The organism is Alteribacter keqinensis, assembly GCF_003710255.1.
GTDB classification, from domain to species: domain Bacteria; phylum Bacillota; class Bacilli; order Bacillales; family Salisediminibacteriaceae; genus Alteribacter; species Alteribacter keqinensis.
In genome coordinates this window covers 1,704,504-1,723,284 of the sequence record NZ_RHIB01000001.1, presented here as the reverse complement: position 1 = coordinate 1,723,284, position 18,781 = coordinate 1,704,504, and the positions used below count along the sequence as shown (strand labels likewise).

The following is an 18,781-nucleotide window of genomic DNA, read 5'->3' as shown; positions in this document are numbered from 1 at the left end:
GAAAATGTGTAATAACTGTGAATGAAAATGAGTACGATATTCCCTGTTTTATTCGCTTTAGAAGGGGAATGGACTAGAAGACTCAAAAAACACGAGGAGGATCCAAAATGAATCAGGATGTGCTGTACACAAAATCATCGATCGGACGGCTGGAGGAGCTGAAAAGTCTTGCACCGGAGTCTTATGATGCGTTTATGAAAGTAAACAACAAAGCGCTCGCTTCCGAAACCCTTACGGCAAAGCAAAAAGAACTCATTGCTGTAGCGGTTGCCCACACTACGGGATGTGCGTACTGCATTGAGCTTCACATTGCCAATGTAAAAGAACAGGAAGCTTCCAAAGAAGAAGTAGCCGAAGCGATTATGGTTGCTTCTGCCCTAAAAGCAGGTTCGGCTTTAGCTCACAGCGTGAACGCGTTGAATGCCTTTGATGGAAAAGGTCAGGATGAACTGTATAAAGGGGCGTACTTTGAGAGGCTGAGAGAGTTTGCTGAAATTAACGGAGAAACCACACAGGCATTTATGGACTTCGACAAGGAGGTGATGAGTGAAGGGCATCTGACGGTAAAGGAAAAAGAACTGATTGCCGTCGCCGTCGCTCATACTACCGGTTGTGCATACTGCATCAACATTCACACAAAAGGGGCAAAAAAGGCAGAAGCCACGTTTAAGGAAATTTCCGAAGCGATCATGGTCGCCACAACGCTGAAAGCAGGTTCCGCACTTGCCCATGGTATTAATGCGTTAAATGCCTATGACCGCTGACACAGTAAATAGGCTGGGACATAAAGAAAGTGTTTAGCTGAGAATTCGGACAATGCATTAACTTAGCGGATGAAATATACACAGATCCCCCCTCGGGATTAAAAAGAAGGCACTGAAAAAGTACAAAACAACTTTTTCAGTGCCTTTTATTTGAGGTTGCGCGTCTGTTACGAGAAACCCACTCATACCAGGCTTTTTAAAAATGCAACCGTTACGCTCATTGCTTAGAAGGCACTGGAAAAGTTAAAGGTCGAACTTTTCCAGTGCCTTCTGAAAAGCAAAGGTGAGACACCGCAGTGACGAGCGTTTACTTCATGAAAATGCGATTTTTGTTCGGATTCTCTTTGAAAAAACACTTTTGTTCAAGCCTCTTTTAAAATTTGGAGGATTGGGATGAATCTTACAGTCAAGTTATTAATCGGATTCGCAGGTGTGATCATGGTTTCTCTGTTTATCAGTTTGTTTATTGATTTCTCCATACCAGGCAGGCTGATGAGCGGGATTGCCTTCGTTTTCCTTAGCACAGCCATGTTTGTGAATGCTGTTGCATTAAAAAAGAAAAATGAAGATAAGAATGAAGAGCATAAACTGTTCTTCTTTTCCTTCCTCTTTGCAGTTAATGCAGTGCTTTATTTCATCCGATGGTAGGGAGGAGCTTCTAAACCATCCGTATCCAATTTCCCCCGGCAAAACCCATGCCCGGGCTCAGCCGGTCATCGTTATACGGGTCACAAGGTCCAACGGAAGCATGAAAATTTCAAAGACCGGTTACAAAGCCCAAGCCTCTTAATGAAACGCCTTCCAGAACGGCCCTTCAGTATTAATCAGATCCATGATGTCTGCAAACGGAATCTTAAACGTAGGGAAGCCTGCGGCAAAAGCGGAAATCTCATAAGGGGTGAAATAAATCCAAAGCGCATCTTCCGTCACATAAAACGGGTGGTCCGGCCTGATCCCCTCATATGCATCAGGGAAATAGTACCCGTCGGTCTCGGCTTCAATCATCATTCCGATAGTATCACTAATGACCGCTATATAATCACTTCCGGGTAAAAATAAATCACTCAGCTCATAGATCTCGCCCGTTACGATATTGACATTTACCATTGTCTGAGTGGGCATGCCGTGTGCGGCGCCAAATGGATAGTTATAGCCGTTGAGCTGCAGAACGAGCAGATCCTTTTCGAAGAACGTGACCGAAAAATCCCCTGTATAGCTGTAGTCAAGCTGAATATCCGGCGGTACAGGCTTCACCTGGGATTCCTGTCTCAGAATGCGGTTCACCTGCTCCTGGGCTGAGGAGTCTGCCATGCCTTCCAGTTGAGGATAGTAGACAAGATAGTCTTTGTTCGGTCTGTACTTTTCCTCACGGATTGACACGCTGTCTGTGAGAGGAATGACAGTATTTTGGGCATATACAAGCCTGCCGTTCCGGTCATAATAGGAGAGGCGCTGATCCACAAACGCCCTTATCAGCGATCCTTCAAGCGTCAATATACCCGTACCGTCTATGACAGGCAGGTTCTGTGCCCGGGTCCCTTTTTTCGTAATAAAAAATGAACGTCTGCCTTGTGTCACGGAACTATACCCGTTGCGGAAGTCGCTTACGGAATCATAGAAAAAGTCCGTAAGAATATTTCCGCTCCCGGCATCGGCGATCGCATAATACGACCCCATATACGGCACATCTTCACGGATGGCTCTGCCAACCGCCGCCCGGTCACTGCCGAGTAAACGAATGTCATTGTACTCAGGCGGGATAACAAACGCGCCTGTTTGATCGATCAGACCGTACAGGTTTTTCAGCCCGTCAGACATGTTCACCACAGCCCTTCCATTCTCAAAGGGAAGGGCAATGGCAAACTGAGGCTCGATCACCACGTTTCCCTGCTCATTCACATACCCTGCCTTGTCCTGATAGGTCTTTTTAAACGAAAGCAGTCCGTCACCAAGCCCGTTCATCTGTTCATAGGGAAAAGTCTGAAGCTGTTCACCCTCCATATCAATCAAAGCATAAAGGCCGTCCCTTACCTGAACAAGGCCTTTTCCTTCATTAAAATCAAAGGCATACTCGAACTTTGCCGGAATCACCGGGCTGCCGCTCAGATCAAGGTACCCGTACACAATTGATCCATCCTCTGCCTCAGTCTGATAAACCGCTCGCCCCTCCTTGTACGGACTGATAAACGGATATGAAGCATCACCAAGGACGTTCCCTTCTTCATCAATCACTCGGGTACCGCCATCCTCCTCCATCACCACCGCCCGGCCTTCTGAAAATGGAAGAATCCAGCTGTAAAGCGGCGCCACCACATACTCCCCGGCCTCATTAATCACCCCGGTACCACCATCCTTCACAACGGCAAGCCCGTTTTCCTGAAAGTCGAGGGCTTCCTCAAATTGAGGTTGGAAGACGAACTGTCCACGGCTGTTTATATATCCCCACACCGTACCCTCAGTCGTTTTCACCGACGCAGGAAACAAACGGGGCACAAAAAAATCATTCTCCATAAACCGAAAACTCCCCTTCTGTTTTCTTTTAGTTTATGGGTACAAAGGGGAGAGGTTCCTGGCATGATAAAGTGATGTAAAGTGGGAATTTATGTTAACCTTTAATAAGAATGGAAGAGGCAGGTGAATCTCAAAAAAAAACTTGTTGAAGGACTCCATGACAAAAGGATTCTTATACAGATTTGGAATGATGGCCGGCCTGAGCTTTGCAGTCACTGTCGTAATTTACGGATTGTTAACAGTCAGAAACATCTTTTTTTAGGGGGAATTATATTGCTTTCATACCCGGTGAAGACCACGAGAGAAGAAAAAATGTCCATGATCCAAAAGGTCAAAGACAGGTTACTCGATACATATGGGGAACAGATTCTTGCAATCGGAGTCTATGGTTCCGTTGGCAGGAACGAAGAAGGTCCTTTTTCAGACATTGAAATGCATGTTGTCACAAAGCATGGTTTTACACTTGAAAACTATGAGTTTATTTACGGCAAATTTAAAATTGAGCTGAGTGTACGTCAAAAAAGTGACTTCTTTAAACGTGCCCGGCTCATTGACGACTCATGGTCGATTAAAGCAGGCGTTTTCACCGGCATTTTGCCGCTCTTTGACCCGCAAGGTCTGTTTGAGGAAGTGAAGGAGATGCCTATGCAGGTCCCCGAATCTGTTATAAAAGAAACAATGCGTGAGTTTATGATCTGGGAGCCTTATGAAACGATGGGTAAAATCAGAAATCAGTATGAGGAGGGAAATTACCATTACCTTCCCATGGGTGCCAGGGATCTCGTCTGGCAGACAGCAAAATTAATCGGTCTTGCCAACCGGCACATCTACACCACCAGAGCGAAAACCTTTGAGGAATCTCTTACTCTTCCATACAGGCCAGAAGGCTACAGGGAACTGGCTGTACTTGTTATGGAAGGCACGCTCCATGACCGGGAAACAGTTTATCAGCACTGCGAATGCCTGTGGACAGGACTGAATGAATGGTACGAAGAACTGGGGATTACCTATATGGAAACTTCCCTCCCGTTTTAACAGGAAGGAAAAACCGCTGAATCGGCCGAATTATTTTTACAGAAGTGGGGTGAAAGGTGAAACGAATAAAGATTTGGGCCGGGGCACTGATTATTTTGACTATAGTGGTAATGTCTTATCATGTGCTTGATCAGGTTTACGGAAAGGCAGATCAAATCAAGGAAACCGTACGATTATTGGAAAAAGAGATGGAGCATAAATATCAGATTACGATCGAGGATTCAACCGGTTTTTACAGCCACACTGCGGGGTAAGGGGCAACATTTGCAACCTCGGACGGCATTGTCTTTGAAGCCTGGAAATGGTCCGGCGAGACCATTGACCGTTATTTGGAAGAGGTGTGGCGGGAAAGAGCACTTCAAGCCTGGGTCAATGAAAGAAACGAAATCAGTCACACGAAGTCAGCAGATATTACTGTCGGTTACCGGGACGAGGCAGAAAAAGACCCCGGGGACCTTGTAAGTCCGTTGAGGAAATGAAAGAGAAACTCTGGCTGACCATTTACGTTAATCTGGCGGTTTCCTTTGATCAGCCATTGGAAGAGGCTGTTGAGAATGAGATTTTCTCCTATTGGACGCAGCTGCAGAAAGATGCGGGAGAAGGCGTCGAACTGATTGTCAGATTTAAAGCCGGAGCATGCATACATGATCATTCGTGATGAAAACGGCACACTTCCTTTGATCAAAAGCCCCGAAAGTGTATCCAAGACCTTGAATGTGTTTTAATAATAAGAGAACATTTCAAGAGGGGCGCGCCATGAAGAACGAGAGACAAGTCCGACTCACACACTATCATCCAAAATATCTGATCAGACTGATGAATTTTCAATTACCAAGGGAGCAAGCGGTTTTCACGTCGTTTCCAAAAGATATGATTCAGGTGGAAAAAGAACAGCACCGAATCGTCATTGTAAGTGACGATGAGCCGGCCGGCTTTTTTTTACTGCATAAATCAGAGCGGGTAAAAGCGTATACAGAAAATCCGGAGGCCATGCTACTTACCGGTTTTTCGATTGACTACAAGTACCAGGGGAAGGGGATCGCAAAATCCGGACTCCTTCAGCTGAAGGCATTTATGCACGAAGCTTTCCCGGACTGCAGTGAAATTGTCCTGTCTGTGAATGTAAAGAACATCCCCGCCCAAAGGTTATACATGAAAACAGGTTTTTCAGACACGGGGCGTAAAATAACCGGACCGGTGGGTGAGCAGTATGTTCTGCGCCTGCCTTTGGGTTGAAGAAGAGAGAGGCATATAAGGGAGAATACTTCCTTGTATGTCTCTCTTTCTTTTTTATTTTGACTTATTTCTCTGGAGGTTTATAATGAACATATGAATAAAATAATTTTATATTTATATATAGACGGAGGTTGATTATATGTCCCCCCGCGGGTTCCATGAAAATGAAAAAAAACAAATTAAAGAAGCGCTAATTCAGGCAGGCAGAAATCACTTTGGCTCAAACGGGCTGAAGAAGACAAATATAAAAGACCTCACAAAAGATGCCGGGATTGCCCAGGGCTCCTTTTACACCTTCTTCGAGTCCAAGGAGCTTTTGTATTTCAGAATCATGGAGCTGGATGAGGAGGAGTTGAAAGAGAAAGTAGCAGAAGCTTTTCTATCAGAAGGAGACATGCATGCAGAGCAATTTGCCCGCATTCTTTTGTATATTTTTTCCCTCCTTGACAATTACCCTTTGATTAGACGGTTGTTTCTAACGGACGAATATGAACAGCTCGTGCGTAAACTCCCGGCTGACGTTTTAGCAGAGCATGCACATAATGATGCGATGAGCCTGTCTCCTCTGCTTGCCAGTCTGCAGGAGGAAGGGAAACTGGATCCGTCACTCGATCATCAAGTGGTGAGCGGTGTGGTCCGGGCGCTGTTTCTAACGTTGGCACATAAAAAGGAAATTGGCCTTGAGATATTTGAAAATTGCCTCGTATTTATGACAGAGGCAGTAGCCGACCGTATCTTCAGGAATGGTAAGAAGTCACATGATTAATGTAGAACGCTTGTCATTTACCTACCCCGGTGGGAAGCAACCGGCAGTAAGGAATATTACGTTGTCTGTAAACGACGGAGAGATCGTTGGATTCCTGGGACCTTCAGGTTCAGGAAAAAGTACACTTCAAAAAATTTTGATTGGTGTACTTAAAAATTACGAAGGCAGCGTGCAGATTATGGGGCAGGAAAGTAAAAAGAGCGGTGCAGCTTTTAATGAATCTCTGGGAGTGGCATTTGAAATACCGAATTTCTATCAGCGCTTCACTGCTGAAGAGAACCTGAAATTCTTTCTATCCTTTTACAAAAATAAAGGAATGCCAGTGGTTTCGTTATTGACACAATTAGGGCTTGGGGACTGTGGCAGTAAAAGAGTATCGGAATTTTCCAAAGGGATGAAAATGCGCCTGAACATCTGCAGGGCTTTTTTGCATAACCCTGACATTGTTTTTCTTGATGAGCCCACCGCAGGGCTTGATCCTGTTAATGTTAAAAAAGTAGTGGACTTCATTCTCCGGCAAAAGAAAACCGGGAAGACGATCATTATCACAACACATAACATGCACGTAGCCCAGGCGGTTTGTGATCGTGTAGGGTTTATTGTGGACGGAGAATTAAAGCTGGTGAACACGCCAGAGGCCTTGGTTGAAAAGCACAGCGACAAAGCAGTGAAGGTAGAATACACATCAGGCACGATTCGTTGTGTGAAGCGTTTCCCGTTGCAGGGCATTGGAGAAAACAGTCATTTTCGAGAGATTTTAACCGGAGGTAATATTGTAAGGCTGGAGACGGAGGAAAAAACATTGGAGGATATCTTTATTGAGGTCACAGGGAGAGAACTTGAATGATCAGACTTTTAAATCAGGATATCCGTTTTCAATTCAGGCATGGTTTTTATTACTTGTACGCATTTTTAACAGCACTTTACAGTGTCATTCTCCTCTTCATTCCAATTGAATACCGCCCTTTTTGGAGTTTGCTCCTGATCTTTACCGATCCGGGGACGCTTGGATTTTTCTTTGTCGGTACAATCGTAATGCTTGAGAGAAATCAGCACATCTTGATGTATTTGTTTACCACTCCCGTTACACTCCGGTCATACTTGATGGCAAAACTGCTTTCGCTGATGATTATCTCCTTACTTACAAGTATCATCATTGCCTGGGTGGCTCTTGGGATGAGTGTGTCTTATTTTCTACTTACGCTGACCGTTGTCTTATGTACCTTTTTCTTTACGTCATGCGGCCTGGCGATATCTGTTAATGCTTCTTCATTGAATGTTTTTACGTTCCGGGCGGTTATGGCAATAATCCTGTTAACCATACCGGCCATTGCATTTTTTGGCTTCACTGGATTTGCCTTCCTCACATACATGCCTTCGTATTCTGTATTAGTATTATTGGAGTTGGCACTGACAGGATCCGGCGGGACGATTTCTGTTTTTATTTTTCATTCCATCCTTCTATTTTTATGGGGAGTTGCAGCTTTCGTGCTGGCGGTGGGGAGGTTCAAACACTACATTCTGTTTGAAACCGGAAAAGGGACGGAGGTGCAGTTTTGAGAGAAAAGCAGTTTCTAAAAGTCATGCAATGGGATGCTCTCAGTATCTGGCGGGACCCTTTCATGATTTTTGTTTGCTTGGTTCCTTTTATCATGGTGGCAATTGTGAAATACGCACTTCCTGCCGCTGACGATCATCTTTTGACTGAAAGCACCTTTCAACTGTCTGATCATTATCACTTGATCATGACGGTCATTATTGCCATGATCCCGTTAATGATTGGGATGGTGGCAGGTTTTTTATTCATCGATGAAAAAGATGAAGGTATATTAGCATATGTGGCTGTTACCCCTTTTTCCAAAACCGGTTATTTAATCAATCGCATGCTTTTTCCGACGTTGTCCGGATTTATGATATCCCTTCTATGCACATGGCTTTTGCGTATGGAACAATTATCCTCCTGGGCACCGCTCGTACTTTCCCTTTTGCTGTCTTCTCTTATGAGCCCCCTTGTCATGGTTTATCTTGTTTCATTCGCTAAAAATAAAGTGGAAGGAATGGCCTATGCGAAACTCCTTTCAATCGTGATGGCTCTTCCAATCATCCCTTATGCAGTAGGTCACAAGATCGCGGTTTTAGCCTACATTGTTCCTTTAACATGGCTGATGGAAATGATCTATATGACTGTTTCCGGAACGTCTTTTGGCTTTATCAGCCATTGGACGGTTTTGTGTGCCGGTGGTGCAGGTGTGACTTTTGCTTGGTTATATCTGTTGTATGTAAAAGCATCGAAAGATGTTTTTTGAAGGAATTCCCAATTGTGTATGGTAAGATAGCCATAGAGATGAAAAGAGGAGGTTCAGAGCTTGTTAAACTATTACAGTACGCTTTCCGCTGAAGTTTATGATATGGATAAGCCGGTCGGTCATTCCTTCGGTGATCTTGAGTTTTACGCTGAACGTCTCAAAGGATGCACGGGGTCAGTTCTTGAACCGGCTGCGGGAACAGGGCGGATCCTCATTCCTCTATTGGAAAAGGGGCTCGATGTAGAAGGCTTTGATGTGTCCCGTGAAATGCTTGCCATCTGCGAAAAGAACGGGAGACAGCGCGGGCTCAAGCCAAGCCTTTTTAAGGGCGAAATGGAGACCTTTACTCTTGATAAAAGCTTTGAAGCGATTGTTGTGCCGACGGGAACGTTTCTTTTACTTCACCAAAGGCAAGCCTCCCTTCAGGCATTGAAGAATTTTTATGACCACCTTGAGCCGGGGGGGCGTCTGATTATTGACCTCTTTTTGCCGGAAGACTTTAAAGAAGGGCTCGTATCCACGAGATCCTGGGAAAAGGAAAACGGCGATATTATTACTCTCGAGTCTAAAACGGTTGAAGTCAACCGGGTAAACCAGTTTTCCGTTTCCTACAACCGCTACGAACTCTGGCACGAAGGAAAGCTCGTGCAGACAGAACTGGAACGCTTTTGTCTCCGGTGGTACGGTGTGGAGGAATTCAGATTGATCCTCAAGGAGACGGGCTTTACGGACATTGTTATTTCAGCAGACTATGAATTCGGAAAGTATCCCGACAAAGCAGGACAGGTCATGACTTTTGAAGCTGTAAAGGAATAAGGAGCTGATGCTAATGTTAGCTTACCAAAAGCCACCGGAAGTTTGCGGACAGTTGTTCATTGCAAAATTCCATACTGGGACTGTTAAAGAGGCGGTAAAACTGTGATTAAGGCAGTTCTCTTTGACCTGGACGGGACGCTGCTGGACAGGGATACTTCCGTAAGGCACTTTATACAGAACCAGTACGATCGTATGGGCATGCTTTTGGGAAATGTCTCAAAAGCTCGCTACACCGAGAGATTTATAGAACTTGATGAACGGGGTTACGTATGGAAAGACCAGGTGTACAAGGAGCTTACAGCGGAATTTTCGATCACTGATATTACCTGGTCGGAACTGCTGAATGATTATCTTGTAAGCTTTCAGGGGCATTGCGTCGGTTTTCCCCACATGGCTGAGACACTCAAGCAGTTAAAGCGAGACAGATATAAACTGGGGATCGTATCAAACGGAAGAGTTCCTTTTCAGTTAAACAATATAAGGGCTCTGGGCATTGAACCTTATTTTGATACAATCGTGATCTCCGAAAGAGAGGAGATCAAAAAGCCTGATGCGGACATTTTTCATCGTGCCCTGGACCGTCTCGGTGTAAAAGCAGACCATGCTGTCTTTATCGGGGACCACCCCGTAAACGACGTCAAGGCAGCCCGGGCAGCAGGTATGAAGGCTGTCTGGAAAGAAACAGCTGCCCTTGAATGCACCGATGCAGACAGGGTAATGAGAGATTTCAGGACTTTACCCGGTCTGATTACAAGTTTGGAGCAAAAGCTGTGATAGAATCTGTCTTGAAGGAAATTCAAGGCAGATTTTTTATTTTCTGTGAAACTATCATATAACCTGCTCCGTCAAAGAAGTAGAGTAAGGGGGCAAGGAAATGGGAGAGAGTGAAGCATACAGTCATATGAGCAGTGAAGGAAATATACATACTGATGATTTTACAGCCATCGTTACGGATTACGGTCAGTCCATTCAGCAGCTGGTTTATACCTATGTGAAAGATCAGGCTTTGGCAGAGGATCTGACTCAGGAAATCTTCATAAAAGTATTCAAAAAGCTTGATTCCTTTAAGCAGGAATCCACACTGAAAACATGGATTTACCGGATTGCCATTAATCATTGTAAAGACTATGTCCGAAGCTGGCATTACAGGCAGTTTATATACGATGACGATACAGTGATGCATGCCCAGTCAAAAGATAAATCTATAGACGACAAAATCGTTGCACGTTCTGAAGAGGAGTGTCTTGTTCATTCGGTTCTCGGACTGCCTGCGAAATACCGAGAAGCTGTCTATTTATATTACTACGAAGAACTAACCTCAAAGGAAATCAGCACACTCATGAATGTCAGGGAAAATACGGTCAAGACCAGACTGAGACGTGCAAGAAAAATGCTGAAAGAAAAGCTCGGGAAGGAGGAAACAACATGAGTGATCCGTTAAAAGGATTGAAAAAGGCGATGGATGGAACGTTGTTTCGCGAAGTGCGGTTTTCAGATAAACAGGCCCGGAATATTATTAAAGAAACATCAGCATCCTACATCGTCAACAAACCAGTAGAAGAAAGTATGGCTATCTTACTGCTGCAGTCACTTGAAAGCGGACCACTTTCCGGATATTCCATCTTCAAGGCAATCCGTCATAAAAGGGAAGCCGTAGACCTTGAGGCTCAGGAAGGACAGCTTTATATTCTCCTTCACCGTCTCGAACAGAAGCGGCTGATCGGTTCACAGTGGCAGAAAGATGAGAACGGGGAGCAGGTCAAAGAGTACATTCTCATGAAAAAGGGGACCCGTATTCTCATGAAATGGGAGAAAGCAGATGATCAGGCTGAGCGCCGCTCTTTGCAGCTTCACCTGGAAGGTGGGCTCGTGTAATGAATTCTTCTGATCAAATCGACCAATTTTTAAGCCGGGTTACCAGTCATATCCGTTCAAAGGAAGCGAAAGAGCTTGTAGACAGAGAATTGCGCTCCCATATTGAAAAACGGATCAGAGAAAACAAGGATAAAGGTTCTTCTCATGTGGAAGCAGCCACATTGGCTGTCGAACAGATGGGAAGTCCATCCTCATTAGGGAGAGTAATGAATCAGCTTCATAAACCAAAGGTCGACTGGTTGATTATCGGGTTGTTTTCCCTTCTTTTAGGAGCTGGGATGATGCCCGTCCTTTTTTTCACTCCATGGATGGGTGGATCTTCGTACTCTCTCATTTCCGGCAAACTTTTAATGAGCGCTGTTTCGTTGGCCGTTGTTTTAGGAATCATGTTTATTGACTACCGTCGTATTTTAAAGGCCTGGCCATTGTTTTACTGGGGTTCCCTGAGCTTGCTCATTCTTTTCTTCATTTCCGGCAATTTCTATAATGGACAGGTGTTCTTCCGGCTGGGGGATCATATCCGGATCGACTCCTGGTTTGTTGCTATGCTTTGTATCATCGGGCTGGTTGGACTGGTTACAGAACGAAAGGGAAAGAAGTACTTTCCCCTGACCGTTACTGCGGCTGTCTGGGTCCCGGCTTTGTTTTTCGGCACATTCGGCTCCATATCTGTGAGTATACTATATCTGTTCACAGCGATGACGATTCTCATTGTTTCATTGAAGAACAAGAGAGAGATATTCAAACTAGCCGCCATTCAGGTTGGATCTGCCTTTTTCGGCTTATGCTGGATGTTACTTATTCTTCCCGGATACCAGCTGCGGAGGCTGCAATACTGGATTAACCCGAACAGTTATCCAGGCAGCTCTGAAGCCTACATTCCGAACATTCTTCAAGGATTTTTGGATGGTTCTGTCATGTTCGGCAGGGGGGATTCCGGTCTCAGTCTGAATTTACTCAATGAGTATATTTTTGTAGGCATTGTTTACAATTTTGGTTGGATTCCCGCATCTGTTACAGCTGTTTTATTGATCGGTCTGTTAATTCGAATGTTTATCATCACGAGAAAGACTGCGGATCGGCTGGGAATGATGATTGTTACTGCAGGAGTCACAGTTATGATCTTTTCTACGTCCTGGAATCTGTTAATGATGTTCGGCATTCTACCGATCGTAACTTTTCCATTGCCTCTTATAAGCATCGGGCTTACGAGTCATGTCATTTTTGCTGTGTTTACCGGCCTGATTTTAAGTGTGTACCGGAGAAAAGATATCGTAGGAAGCCAAACGGCAGCCGGATAAATGAAAGTTGATGATCCAAAAGAGGAAAGAAGCAGAGGCAGACTCAAAAGGTATATTGTCACCTTAGAGTCTGCCTCTTGTAATTATTAAAGTATCATTTGACACATATCAGAAAGTTCACTAGAATGAGTTTATTGAGAATGAATCTCAATTATTGTTACCTATCGATGATCAGCCTGACAGGGAGAGTATAAGACATGACTACAATAGCAAAAACGATCCGTGAAAGACGTTCAATAAAATCAGGGTATACCAGTGAGCCTGTTAAAGAAGAGACAGTTTTGAGTTTACTTGAAGATGCTGTATACGCTCCGAATCACGGCCTGAGAGAGCCGTGGAGGTTTATATTTGTCCCGGGTGAGAAGAAAGATGAGTTTGTAGCAAAGCTGGTTGCAACATTTCCGAAAGAAAAACAGGATAACCGCCGCAACTATTTCAGCCAGCCGGCGGCCTTTCTCATCGTTGTAATGAAACAAGACCCGAGGCAGAAGCAGTGGGATGAAAATTTCGGGGCTGTAAGCAGCCTGATTCAAAACTTCCAGCTTCTTGCCTGGGAACAAAAGCTTGGTGTGGTCTGGAAAACGAACCCCCATATTTACGAACCAAAAGTTCATGATATTTTGGGCATTGAAAAAGACGAAAAGGTAGCCGGATTCCTTCACTTAGGTTATTTTAGGGAAGAGGACATTCCAGCTGCGAAAACAAGAACGAGTGCAAAAGAAAAGCTGACAGTTTACTCTTAAAGGAAAATGAGGTGGTTGATGTGAAAACAAGCGATTACATACAGAACCTTTTTGCCGAAGAAGACGATGTTTTAAAAGACGTAATAACCTCCCTTAAGGAAAACGGTCTGCCCGAGATTTCAGTACCCAGTGAAGCAGGAAAGTTTCTTTATCTGCTCGTTAAAATCGCAGGGGCGAAAAACATTCTGGAAGTAGGAGCACTGGGCGGATACAGCGGGATCTGGATGGCCCGGGGATTGCCGGAGGACGGGCGGCTTACGTCTCTTGAGCTGGAGTCTGAACATGCAAAGGTTGCAGAAACGAATATGAAAAAAGCCGGTCTTGATCATAAAGTGACATACCGGGTAGGTGATGCTGTTGAGAGCTTCACAGACCTGGTGGCTGATGGCGAGACATATGACTTCTTCTTTATTGATGCAGATAAAGAAAACTATCGAGCCTACATTGAATCTGCCCTGCTCTGTACAGAGCCTGGTGCACTCATTGTCGCAGACAACGTCCTCTGGGGAGGAAAAGTGGTGGATGAGGGTAATGACGAAGAAAATACCAGATTCCTCAGAGAGTTCAACAAATTTGCAGCAAAGGATCCTCGACTCGAGTCCATCCTTGTTCCTATCGGGGACGGTGTTCTTGTAAGCAGGGTGAAGTAATTTCATTATAGTAATGCTATATAAAACAGCAAAAAAGAGGGCAGTCATGGAAGGTGACTGCCCTCTCTTATTTTTATTTTAGAAACTACAAGCGCAGCCAACAATGACTAATAGTACGAACAACACAACGAGTAAACCAAATACGTTGTTGTCTTTTCTGTTGCTCATGCAGAACGCCTCCTTTCGTATGTACTAATAATTTATGTAAAAAACTTAGACATGCTTAGGTATATGGGGGCGTCCTGCTATAAATCAACGTCTGTCTCTATTAATTCTGAATAAAAATAAAAGTGTGCACGAAAGGAATGGAGTCCTGTCGTGCACACTCTTATTATTTGGAATCGGGGTAGGTTTCTTTTAGAAAGACTACAGACTGGATGATGAGCTGTCTGAGCACATCTTCATTTACGTCGGCAAGCTTGTTGATGTAAACACACGCTTTGCCTGTCGTATGTTTCCCAAAATCCTTCAGAAGCTCATGACGCTTTTCATCTCCGGTTGCCAAGTACAGACTGATTTTTGCTTTTCTTGGAGAAAAACCGGCGAGGAACATGTCTCCTTCATGACCGGTCGGGTAATTATAGTGATACCTTCCGAACCCGATCATACTGGGACCCCACATCTTAGCAGGGTAACCGGTCGTTTCGGTAAATATATCAAGGAGCCTGTATGCATCTTCACGTTTCTTTGGGCTGCCGACCGTTTCAATAAATTCGACCACACTGTTTTCGGTCTGTTTCGTTTTCAGCTCGTATCCCATATCACTCGCTCCTCTATTTTTTTCTGCAGAGAACCATCCATTCGTCAATGGAGACGGACGTTACGGTGTCATCTTCAACTTTTACCTGGAAGTAGCTTTGAATGTCTTTATTTGCGTGTAGGATGTGGTCATACACCGAACGGATCTGCTCTTCACTTTCAGTGGTACGCTCAACCCAGGCAGGAAAGGTGTATGTTTTTTTAAACAGATTGGATTGCAATTCTTCAAGGCCGGAGGAGGAAAACAGCATCCGCCATTCGTTTACGGAAAGGCAACGGTTATGGCTTGTGTCACGAAGCTGTTCCATGGTGTTCATAAATTCAGCAAGCTGATGATCTTCAGGCACAACATTATCAATCATTAAAAAAGCACCGCCGGGTTTTAGCACCCTGGCAACTTCCCGGACAAAAGCATTCGGGTTTGGAAAGTGGTGAGGAGCAATCCGGCAGGTTACCACATCAAAGGTACCGTCGAGAAAGGGCAGTTCCTCGGCATCGGCAATCACAAAGGAGATGTTTTTGTAAGTGTCTTTCAGGTGTCTCGCCGTGTTTGAGAGCATGTCTTTTGTCAGGTCGGTAGCAAATAGATGGGATACAAATGGAGACAAAGCTTTTGCTGCATGCCCGCCGCCGGTGGCAATGTCCAGTGCAACAGCCTTTTTGGACGGGTTGAGCCACTCCACGATTACGGGGAGATCCTCCCCTTTTGCGTGCGTTTCGCTTGTTACATACTTCTCTGCGTTTTTACCAAACTGGTCAATCACTTTTCGTTTTACTTCATCGTTCATATCCAATACCCTCCCTCAATGGAGATTCTTCATTATTTTACCATGACTGGTGAAATGATAACGAATGTTCATGAAATTAAATATTCAGACTTTTTTTATTTTTATTGACAAAACCTGGCTGGAGGAGTAAATTCATTTCATAAAACCGAATATGACGCCTTTTCATCGCTGAAACTGTAAGTATACACAGTGCGGGGGAACCACAACCGGCAATCTGCCTTGGGGTGAATCTTTTTATTTTTAAAAGAAGGGATACTCTCAGTCCCTAATCCGACAGCTAACCTCGTAAGCGTCATGTAGGAGAGAAAGGTCTGACTAACAGACCATTTCTTTGAGATGGTTTTTTTCTTTTTTAAAACATCAAAGGAGTGGAGAACATGTCTAAAAAGAAAAAGCAGTTTGCTGTTGTAGGCCTTGGTCGTTTCGGAGGGAGCGTGTGTAAGGAACTCTTTGAAATGGGCCATGAAGTGCTTGCTGTGGACAAAGAAGAGGAAAAGGTAAATGAATATGCAAAATTTGCTACCCATGCCGTACAGCTGGACAGCACGGATGAACAGTCTTTAAAGAGTATTGGCATCGGTAACTTCGACCATGTTGTTGTGGCGATCGGGGACAACATTCAGGCCAGTATTTTAACCACACTTGTTCTTAAAGAAATGGGTATTGAAAAAGTCTGGGCAAAAGCACAGAACAGTTACCACCAAAAGGTCCTCGATAAGATTGGGGCAGATCTTGTCGTGCACCCCGAGTTTGATATGGGGAAAAGAATTGCACATAACATGAGTTCTGAAAAGATCATTGACTTTATCGATCTGTCCGATGACTATAGCATCGTTGAACTCCTTGCTTCCAAAAAAGTAAGCAAACAAACGCTGATTGAGTTGAACGTTCGCGCAAAATACGGTGTCACAATTCTTGCTATAAAAAGAGGAGAGGCAATGAATATCGCCCCTCTTCCTGATGACATCGTCCGTGAAAATGATATTCTCATTGTGATGGGCCATAAAAATGACCTTGACCGTTTTGAAGACGAAGGTCTGTAAAAAATGGGGCGTCTCAGGAAGGCGTTTAACCATTTAACCCCGCCTCAGGTGCTGGCGGTTGGATTTATCTGGGCAATTATCTGCGGCACAATACTGCTGCTTCTTCCATTCGCTGCAACAGAGCCTGTTTCATTTATTGATGCTCTCTTTACAGCCACATCAGCAACGACTGTAACGGGGCTGGTCGTGCTGGATACCGGATCCGACTTTACTGTGTTCGGTCAGACGGTGATTATGATTTTAATTAAGCTTGGCGGCCTGGGACTCATGACGTTTGCGATCTTAATTGTCCTTGCATTGGGAAAGAAAATCGGCCTGAAAGAACGTATGCTCGTTCAGGAATCGTTTAATCAGCCTACAATGGGCGGGATGGTCAGACTGGTGAAAATGCTGCTGGTATTTGCTTTTTCCATGGAGCTGATTGCAACCGTCTTTCTGGCTCTCAGGTGGGTACCTGAGTATGGCTGGTCATTTGGCTTATTCACAAGCTTGTTTCACGCCATTTCAGCCTTTAACAACGCAGGCTTTTCCCTGTGGTCTGACAGTCTGTCGGGCTATGTCGGAGACCCTGCTGTCAACCTGATCATTACAATCCTTTTTATTACCGGGGGTATTGGTTTTACCGTTGTTTATGACTCGATTAGAACGAAGAACTTCAGACAGTTGTCCCTCCATTCAAAAATCATGATTACAGGGACTCTTATTGTCAACGTTGCTGCTATGTTTATTATCTTCATACTGGAGTATGGAAACCCTGAGACCCTTGGTGGGTTCTTATGGTATGAAAAGATATTGGCTTCCTATTTTCAGGCTGTTACACCCCGGACAGCCGGGTTTAATACGATCGATATTGGAAGTATGGAATCTAGTACCATTACATTCATGCTTCTCCTTATGTTTATAGGAGCAGGCAGCGCTTCTACAGGAAGTGGGATAAAACTTACTACCTTTCTTGTGATTGTGCTTGCAGTTACCGCTTATTTGCGGGGGAAAAAAGAACCGGTTATTTTTGAGCGTACGATTCAGGATCACATTGTTGTAAGAGCACTGGCTATCGTAGTGGTCAGTCTGTCTGCGGTGCTGGTGAGTATTTTCATCCTGTCTCTTACCGAAGATGCCCCTTATATCTTAGTCGTATTTGAGGCATTTTCAGCTTTCGGTACGGTCGGTTTATCCATGGGCCTCACTCATGAACTGTCCGGAATTGGAAAACAAGTCATTATCGTTCTGATGATCATCGGACGACTTGGTCCGGTGACCCTGGCTTTTGCTCTGGCTAAGTCGAAATCAAGCAATGTCCGCTATCCCAAAGGGGACATATTTACAGGTTAACAGGAGATACCCTGGCAGGCAGCCGGGGTATCTTTTTTATTGAAGGGTACAATAAATTATAGAGGTGAAAGAAAGGTTGCCTGCAGAAGGAGAAACTTAGGGGTTAATAAAGCACTAGTAAGGACGTTGTTGTTATTTTCATATGGATCTGTCAAAAACAGAAGCAGTCCCGCAACTAATTAACTCCTTATTTATACAGAGGAGCACAGACTTTATACATGATCCTTTTCAGGAAGGGAAATAATGTAGGGTAAGGGAGGGCTTACCTTGCAAATTTATTTTTCGCCGGAGTTTTTTAAGGAAGACTCACAAGTATTAAACATCGTTACACAAAATAACGAACCTGTCGGATACCTGACTTTTTTAATGAAAGACAAGAAGATGTATGTGTTCGGCGTACTCGAAAATGAAGGCGTCACAGAAGACTTTAAAGATCTTGTGAAGCCCTATGTACAGGGACTTCTGAAAATCGATCCTGAAATGGATGTGTATTCCTATCTCACAGCGGGGGGAAAGAAGCTCGATGTGGAGTTTCAGGGTAAGAAAAAAGGATGATGTGAAAAGCGGGGCGATTAGTCCGGCTTTTTTTTGGCTTATTGGTGGTTTATTAGAAAAGTTGATTGCAGCGAACGCACGACACTCCTGCGGGAGCGACGAGCGGTTTCACAACAATAAGCTACGAGTTGCTTCGACGCATATATCTACGTAGCGTTACTGGTAGAGGAAGAAGAAGGTATAAACCTCGAGGAGGCTCACCGGCGTCCCCGCGGAAAGGGAGTGTGATGAGCGTAAATCAACATCTGAGTTTAACAGAGCGTTTATGAAAAATCCCCCTTGAACGAATTAAAAACTTTAG

The 18,781-nt window shown here is 44.4% G+C and carries 24 protein-coding genes and 1 riboswitch; of the genes, 20 read left to right on the top strand and 4 right to left on the bottom strand.

The window, feature by feature from the left end; all coding sequences use genetic code 11:
* Positions 1 to 107: 107 nt before the first annotated feature.
* Together EBO34_RS08490 and EBO34_RS08485 are read left to right on the top strand one after the other, a co-directional pair.
* Complete coding sequence (locus EBO34_RS08490) at positions 108 to 764, top strand: carboxymuconolactone decarboxylase family protein (protein ID WP_122897465.1); 657 nt, start codon at positions 108 to 110, stop codon at positions 762 to 764.
* A gap of 393 nt (positions 765 to 1,157) precedes the next feature.
* Positions 1,158 to 1,412 carry a hypothetical protein gene (locus EBO34_RS08485; RefSeq protein WP_122897464.1) on the top strand — a complete coding sequence of 85 codons (255 nt, stop codon included), beginning with the start codon at positions 1,158 to 1,160 and terminating at the stop codon, positions 1,410 to 1,412.
* Positions 1,413 to 1,550: 138 nt separating this feature from the next.
* Here EBO34_RS08485 and EBO34_RS08480 read toward each other — a convergent pair whose 3' ends face one another.
* Complete coding sequence (locus tag EBO34_RS08480; RefSeq protein ID WP_122897463.1) at positions 1,551 to 3,275, bottom strand: WG repeat-containing protein; 1,725 nt, start codon at positions 3,273 to 3,275, stop codon at positions 1,551 to 1,553.
* A gap of 273 nt (positions 3,276 to 3,548) precedes the next feature.
* On the opposite strand from EBO34_RS08480, the gene EBO34_RS08475 reads away from it, so the two are divergent.
* The 15 genes from EBO34_RS08475 to EBO34_RS08405 all read left to right on the top strand — a co-directional run bounded on the left by EBO34_RS08475 (position 3,549) and on the right by EBO34_RS08405 (position 14,003).
* Positions 3,549 to 4,310 (top strand): kanamycin nucleotidyltransferase C-terminal domain-containing protein, encoded by a 762-nt coding sequence (locus EBO34_RS08475; RefSeq protein WP_122898632.1) that lies wholly within the window; start codon positions 3,549 to 3,551, stop codon positions 4,308 to 4,310.
* Between the two features lie 56 nt (positions 4,311 to 4,366).
* Entirely contained in the window at positions 4,367 to 4,564 is a 198-nt protein-coding gene (locus tag EBO34_RS08470) for a hypothetical protein (protein WP_122897462.1), read from the top strand.
* A gap of 221 nt (positions 4,565 to 4,785) precedes the next feature.
* The gene (locus tag EBO34_RS08465) at positions 4,786 to 4,968 is read left to right on the top strand and encodes a hypothetical protein (RefSeq protein ID WP_122897461.1); all 183 of its coding nucleotides are present in this window, start codon (positions 4,786 to 4,788) and stop codon (positions 4,966 to 4,968) included.
* 98 nt (positions 4,969 to 5,066) lie between these two features.
* Positions 5,067 to 5,546, top strand: a complete 480-nt coding sequence (locus tag EBO34_RS08460; RefSeq protein ID WP_122897460.1) for a GNAT family N-acetyltransferase — start codon at positions 5,067 to 5,069, stop codon at positions 5,544 to 5,546.
* A gap of 139 nt (positions 5,547 to 5,685) precedes the next feature.
* Complete coding sequence (locus EBO34_RS08455) at positions 5,686 to 6,312, top strand: TetR/AcrR family transcriptional regulator (protein ID WP_122897459.1); 627 nt, start codon at positions 5,686 to 5,688, stop codon at positions 6,310 to 6,312.
* Positions 6,305 to 7,159, top strand: coding sequence for an ABC transporter ATP-binding protein (locus EBO34_RS08450; protein WP_122897458.1), 855 nt, complete (start codon positions 6,305 to 6,307; stop codon positions 7,157 to 7,159). Before EBO34_RS08455 ends, EBO34_RS08450 begins: the two co-directional genes overlap by 8 nt.
* Positions 7,156 to 7,872, top strand: a complete 717-nt coding sequence (locus EBO34_RS08445; RefSeq protein WP_122897457.1) for a fluoroquinolone export ABC transporter permease subunit — start codon at positions 7,156 to 7,158, stop codon at positions 7,870 to 7,872. Before EBO34_RS08450 ends, EBO34_RS08445 begins: the two co-directional genes overlap by 4 nt.
* A complete protein-coding gene (locus tag EBO34_RS08440) occupies positions 7,869 to 8,618 on the top strand; it encodes a hypothetical protein (RefSeq protein ID WP_122897456.1) in 750 nt (249 codons plus the stop codon). Before EBO34_RS08445 ends, EBO34_RS08440 begins: the two co-directional genes overlap by 4 nt.
* Positions 8,619 to 8,678: 60 nt before the next feature.
* Positions 8,679 to 9,434, top strand: coding sequence for a class I SAM-dependent methyltransferase (locus EBO34_RS08435; protein ID WP_122897455.1), 756 nt, complete (start codon positions 8,679 to 8,681; stop codon positions 9,432 to 9,434).
* 102 nt (positions 9,435 to 9,536) lie between these two features.
* Positions 9,537 to 10,208 carry an HAD family hydrolase gene (locus EBO34_RS08430; protein WP_122897454.1) on the top strand — a complete coding sequence of 224 codons (672 nt, stop codon included), beginning with the start codon at positions 9,537 to 9,539 and terminating at the stop codon, positions 10,206 to 10,208.
* A gap of 100 nt (positions 10,209 to 10,308) precedes the next feature.
* Positions 10,309 to 10,863 (top strand): sigma-70 family RNA polymerase sigma factor, encoded by a 555-nt coding sequence (locus tag EBO34_RS08425; protein WP_122897453.1) that lies wholly within the window; start codon positions 10,309 to 10,311, stop codon positions 10,861 to 10,863.
* A complete protein-coding gene (locus EBO34_RS08420) occupies positions 10,860 to 11,309 on the top strand; it encodes a helix-turn-helix transcriptional regulator (protein ID WP_122897452.1) in 450 nt (149 codons plus the stop codon). Before EBO34_RS08425 ends, EBO34_RS08420 begins: the two co-directional genes overlap by 4 nt.
* Positions 11,309 to 12,610 carry an FtsW/RodA/SpoVE family cell cycle protein gene (locus tag EBO34_RS08415; RefSeq protein WP_122897451.1) on the top strand — a complete coding sequence of 434 codons (1,302 nt, stop codon included), beginning with the start codon at positions 11,309 to 11,311 and terminating at the stop codon, positions 12,608 to 12,610. The genes EBO34_RS08420 and EBO34_RS08415 overlap by 1 nt, the downstream gene beginning before the upstream one ends.
* Positions 12,611 to 12,807: 197 nt before the next feature.
* Positions 12,808 to 13,353 (top strand): nitroreductase family protein, encoded by a 546-nt coding sequence (locus tag EBO34_RS08410; RefSeq protein WP_122897450.1) that lies wholly within the window; start codon positions 12,808 to 12,810, stop codon positions 13,351 to 13,353.
* 20 nt (positions 13,354 to 13,373) lie between these two features.
* The gene (locus tag EBO34_RS08405) at positions 13,374 to 14,003 is read left to right on the top strand and encodes an O-methyltransferase (protein WP_122897449.1); all 630 of its coding nucleotides are present in this window, start codon (positions 13,374 to 13,376) and stop codon (positions 14,001 to 14,003) included.
* Positions 14,004 to 14,081: 78 nt separating this feature from the next.
* Here EBO34_RS08405 and EBO34_RS08400 read toward each other — a convergent pair whose 3' ends face one another.
* From EBO34_RS08400 to EBO34_RS08390, 3 genes are all read right to left on the bottom strand, one after another.
* On the bottom strand, positions 14,082 to 14,171 hold the full coding sequence (locus tag EBO34_RS08400; RefSeq protein ID WP_122897448.1) for a YjcZ family sporulation protein: 90 nt from the start codon (positions 14,169 to 14,171) through the stop codon (positions 14,082 to 14,084).
* Between the two features lie 163 nt (positions 14,172 to 14,334).
* Positions 14,335 to 14,763 carry a DUF1801 domain-containing protein gene (locus tag EBO34_RS08395; RefSeq protein WP_122897447.1) on the bottom strand — a complete coding sequence of 143 codons (429 nt, stop codon included), beginning with the start codon at positions 14,761 to 14,763 and terminating at the stop codon, positions 14,335 to 14,337.
* A 13-nt stretch (positions 14,764 to 14,776) separates the two neighbouring features.
* Positions 14,777 to 15,550: a class I SAM-dependent methyltransferase gene (locus EBO34_RS08390; protein ID WP_122897446.1), complete on the bottom strand. Its 774-nt coding sequence runs from the start codon at positions 15,548 to 15,550 to the stop codon at positions 14,777 to 14,779.
* Between the two features lie 156 nt (positions 15,551 to 15,706).
* Positions 15,707 to 15,857: riboswitch (cyclic di-AMP (ydaO/yuaA leader) on the top strand.
* Between the two features lie 70 nt (positions 15,858 to 15,927).
* On the opposite strand from EBO34_RS08390, the gene EBO34_RS08385 reads away from it, so the two are divergent.
* From EBO34_RS08385 to EBO34_RS08375, 3 genes are all read left to right on the top strand, one after another.
* Entirely contained in the window at positions 15,928 to 16,593 is a 666-nt protein-coding gene (locus tag EBO34_RS08385) for a potassium channel family protein (protein ID WP_122897445.1), read from the top strand.
* A gap of 3 nt (positions 16,594 to 16,596) precedes the next feature.
* Positions 16,597 to 17,925, top strand: coding sequence for a TrkH family potassium uptake protein (locus tag EBO34_RS08380; RefSeq protein ID WP_122897444.1), 1,329 nt, complete (start codon positions 16,597 to 16,599; stop codon positions 17,923 to 17,925).
* 267 nt (positions 17,926 to 18,192) lie between these two features.
* Positions 18,193 to 18,480, top strand: a complete 288-nt coding sequence (locus tag EBO34_RS08375; RefSeq protein WP_122897443.1) for a hypothetical protein — start codon at positions 18,193 to 18,195, stop codon at positions 18,478 to 18,480.
* Positions 18,481 to 18,781: the final 301 nt, after the last annotated feature.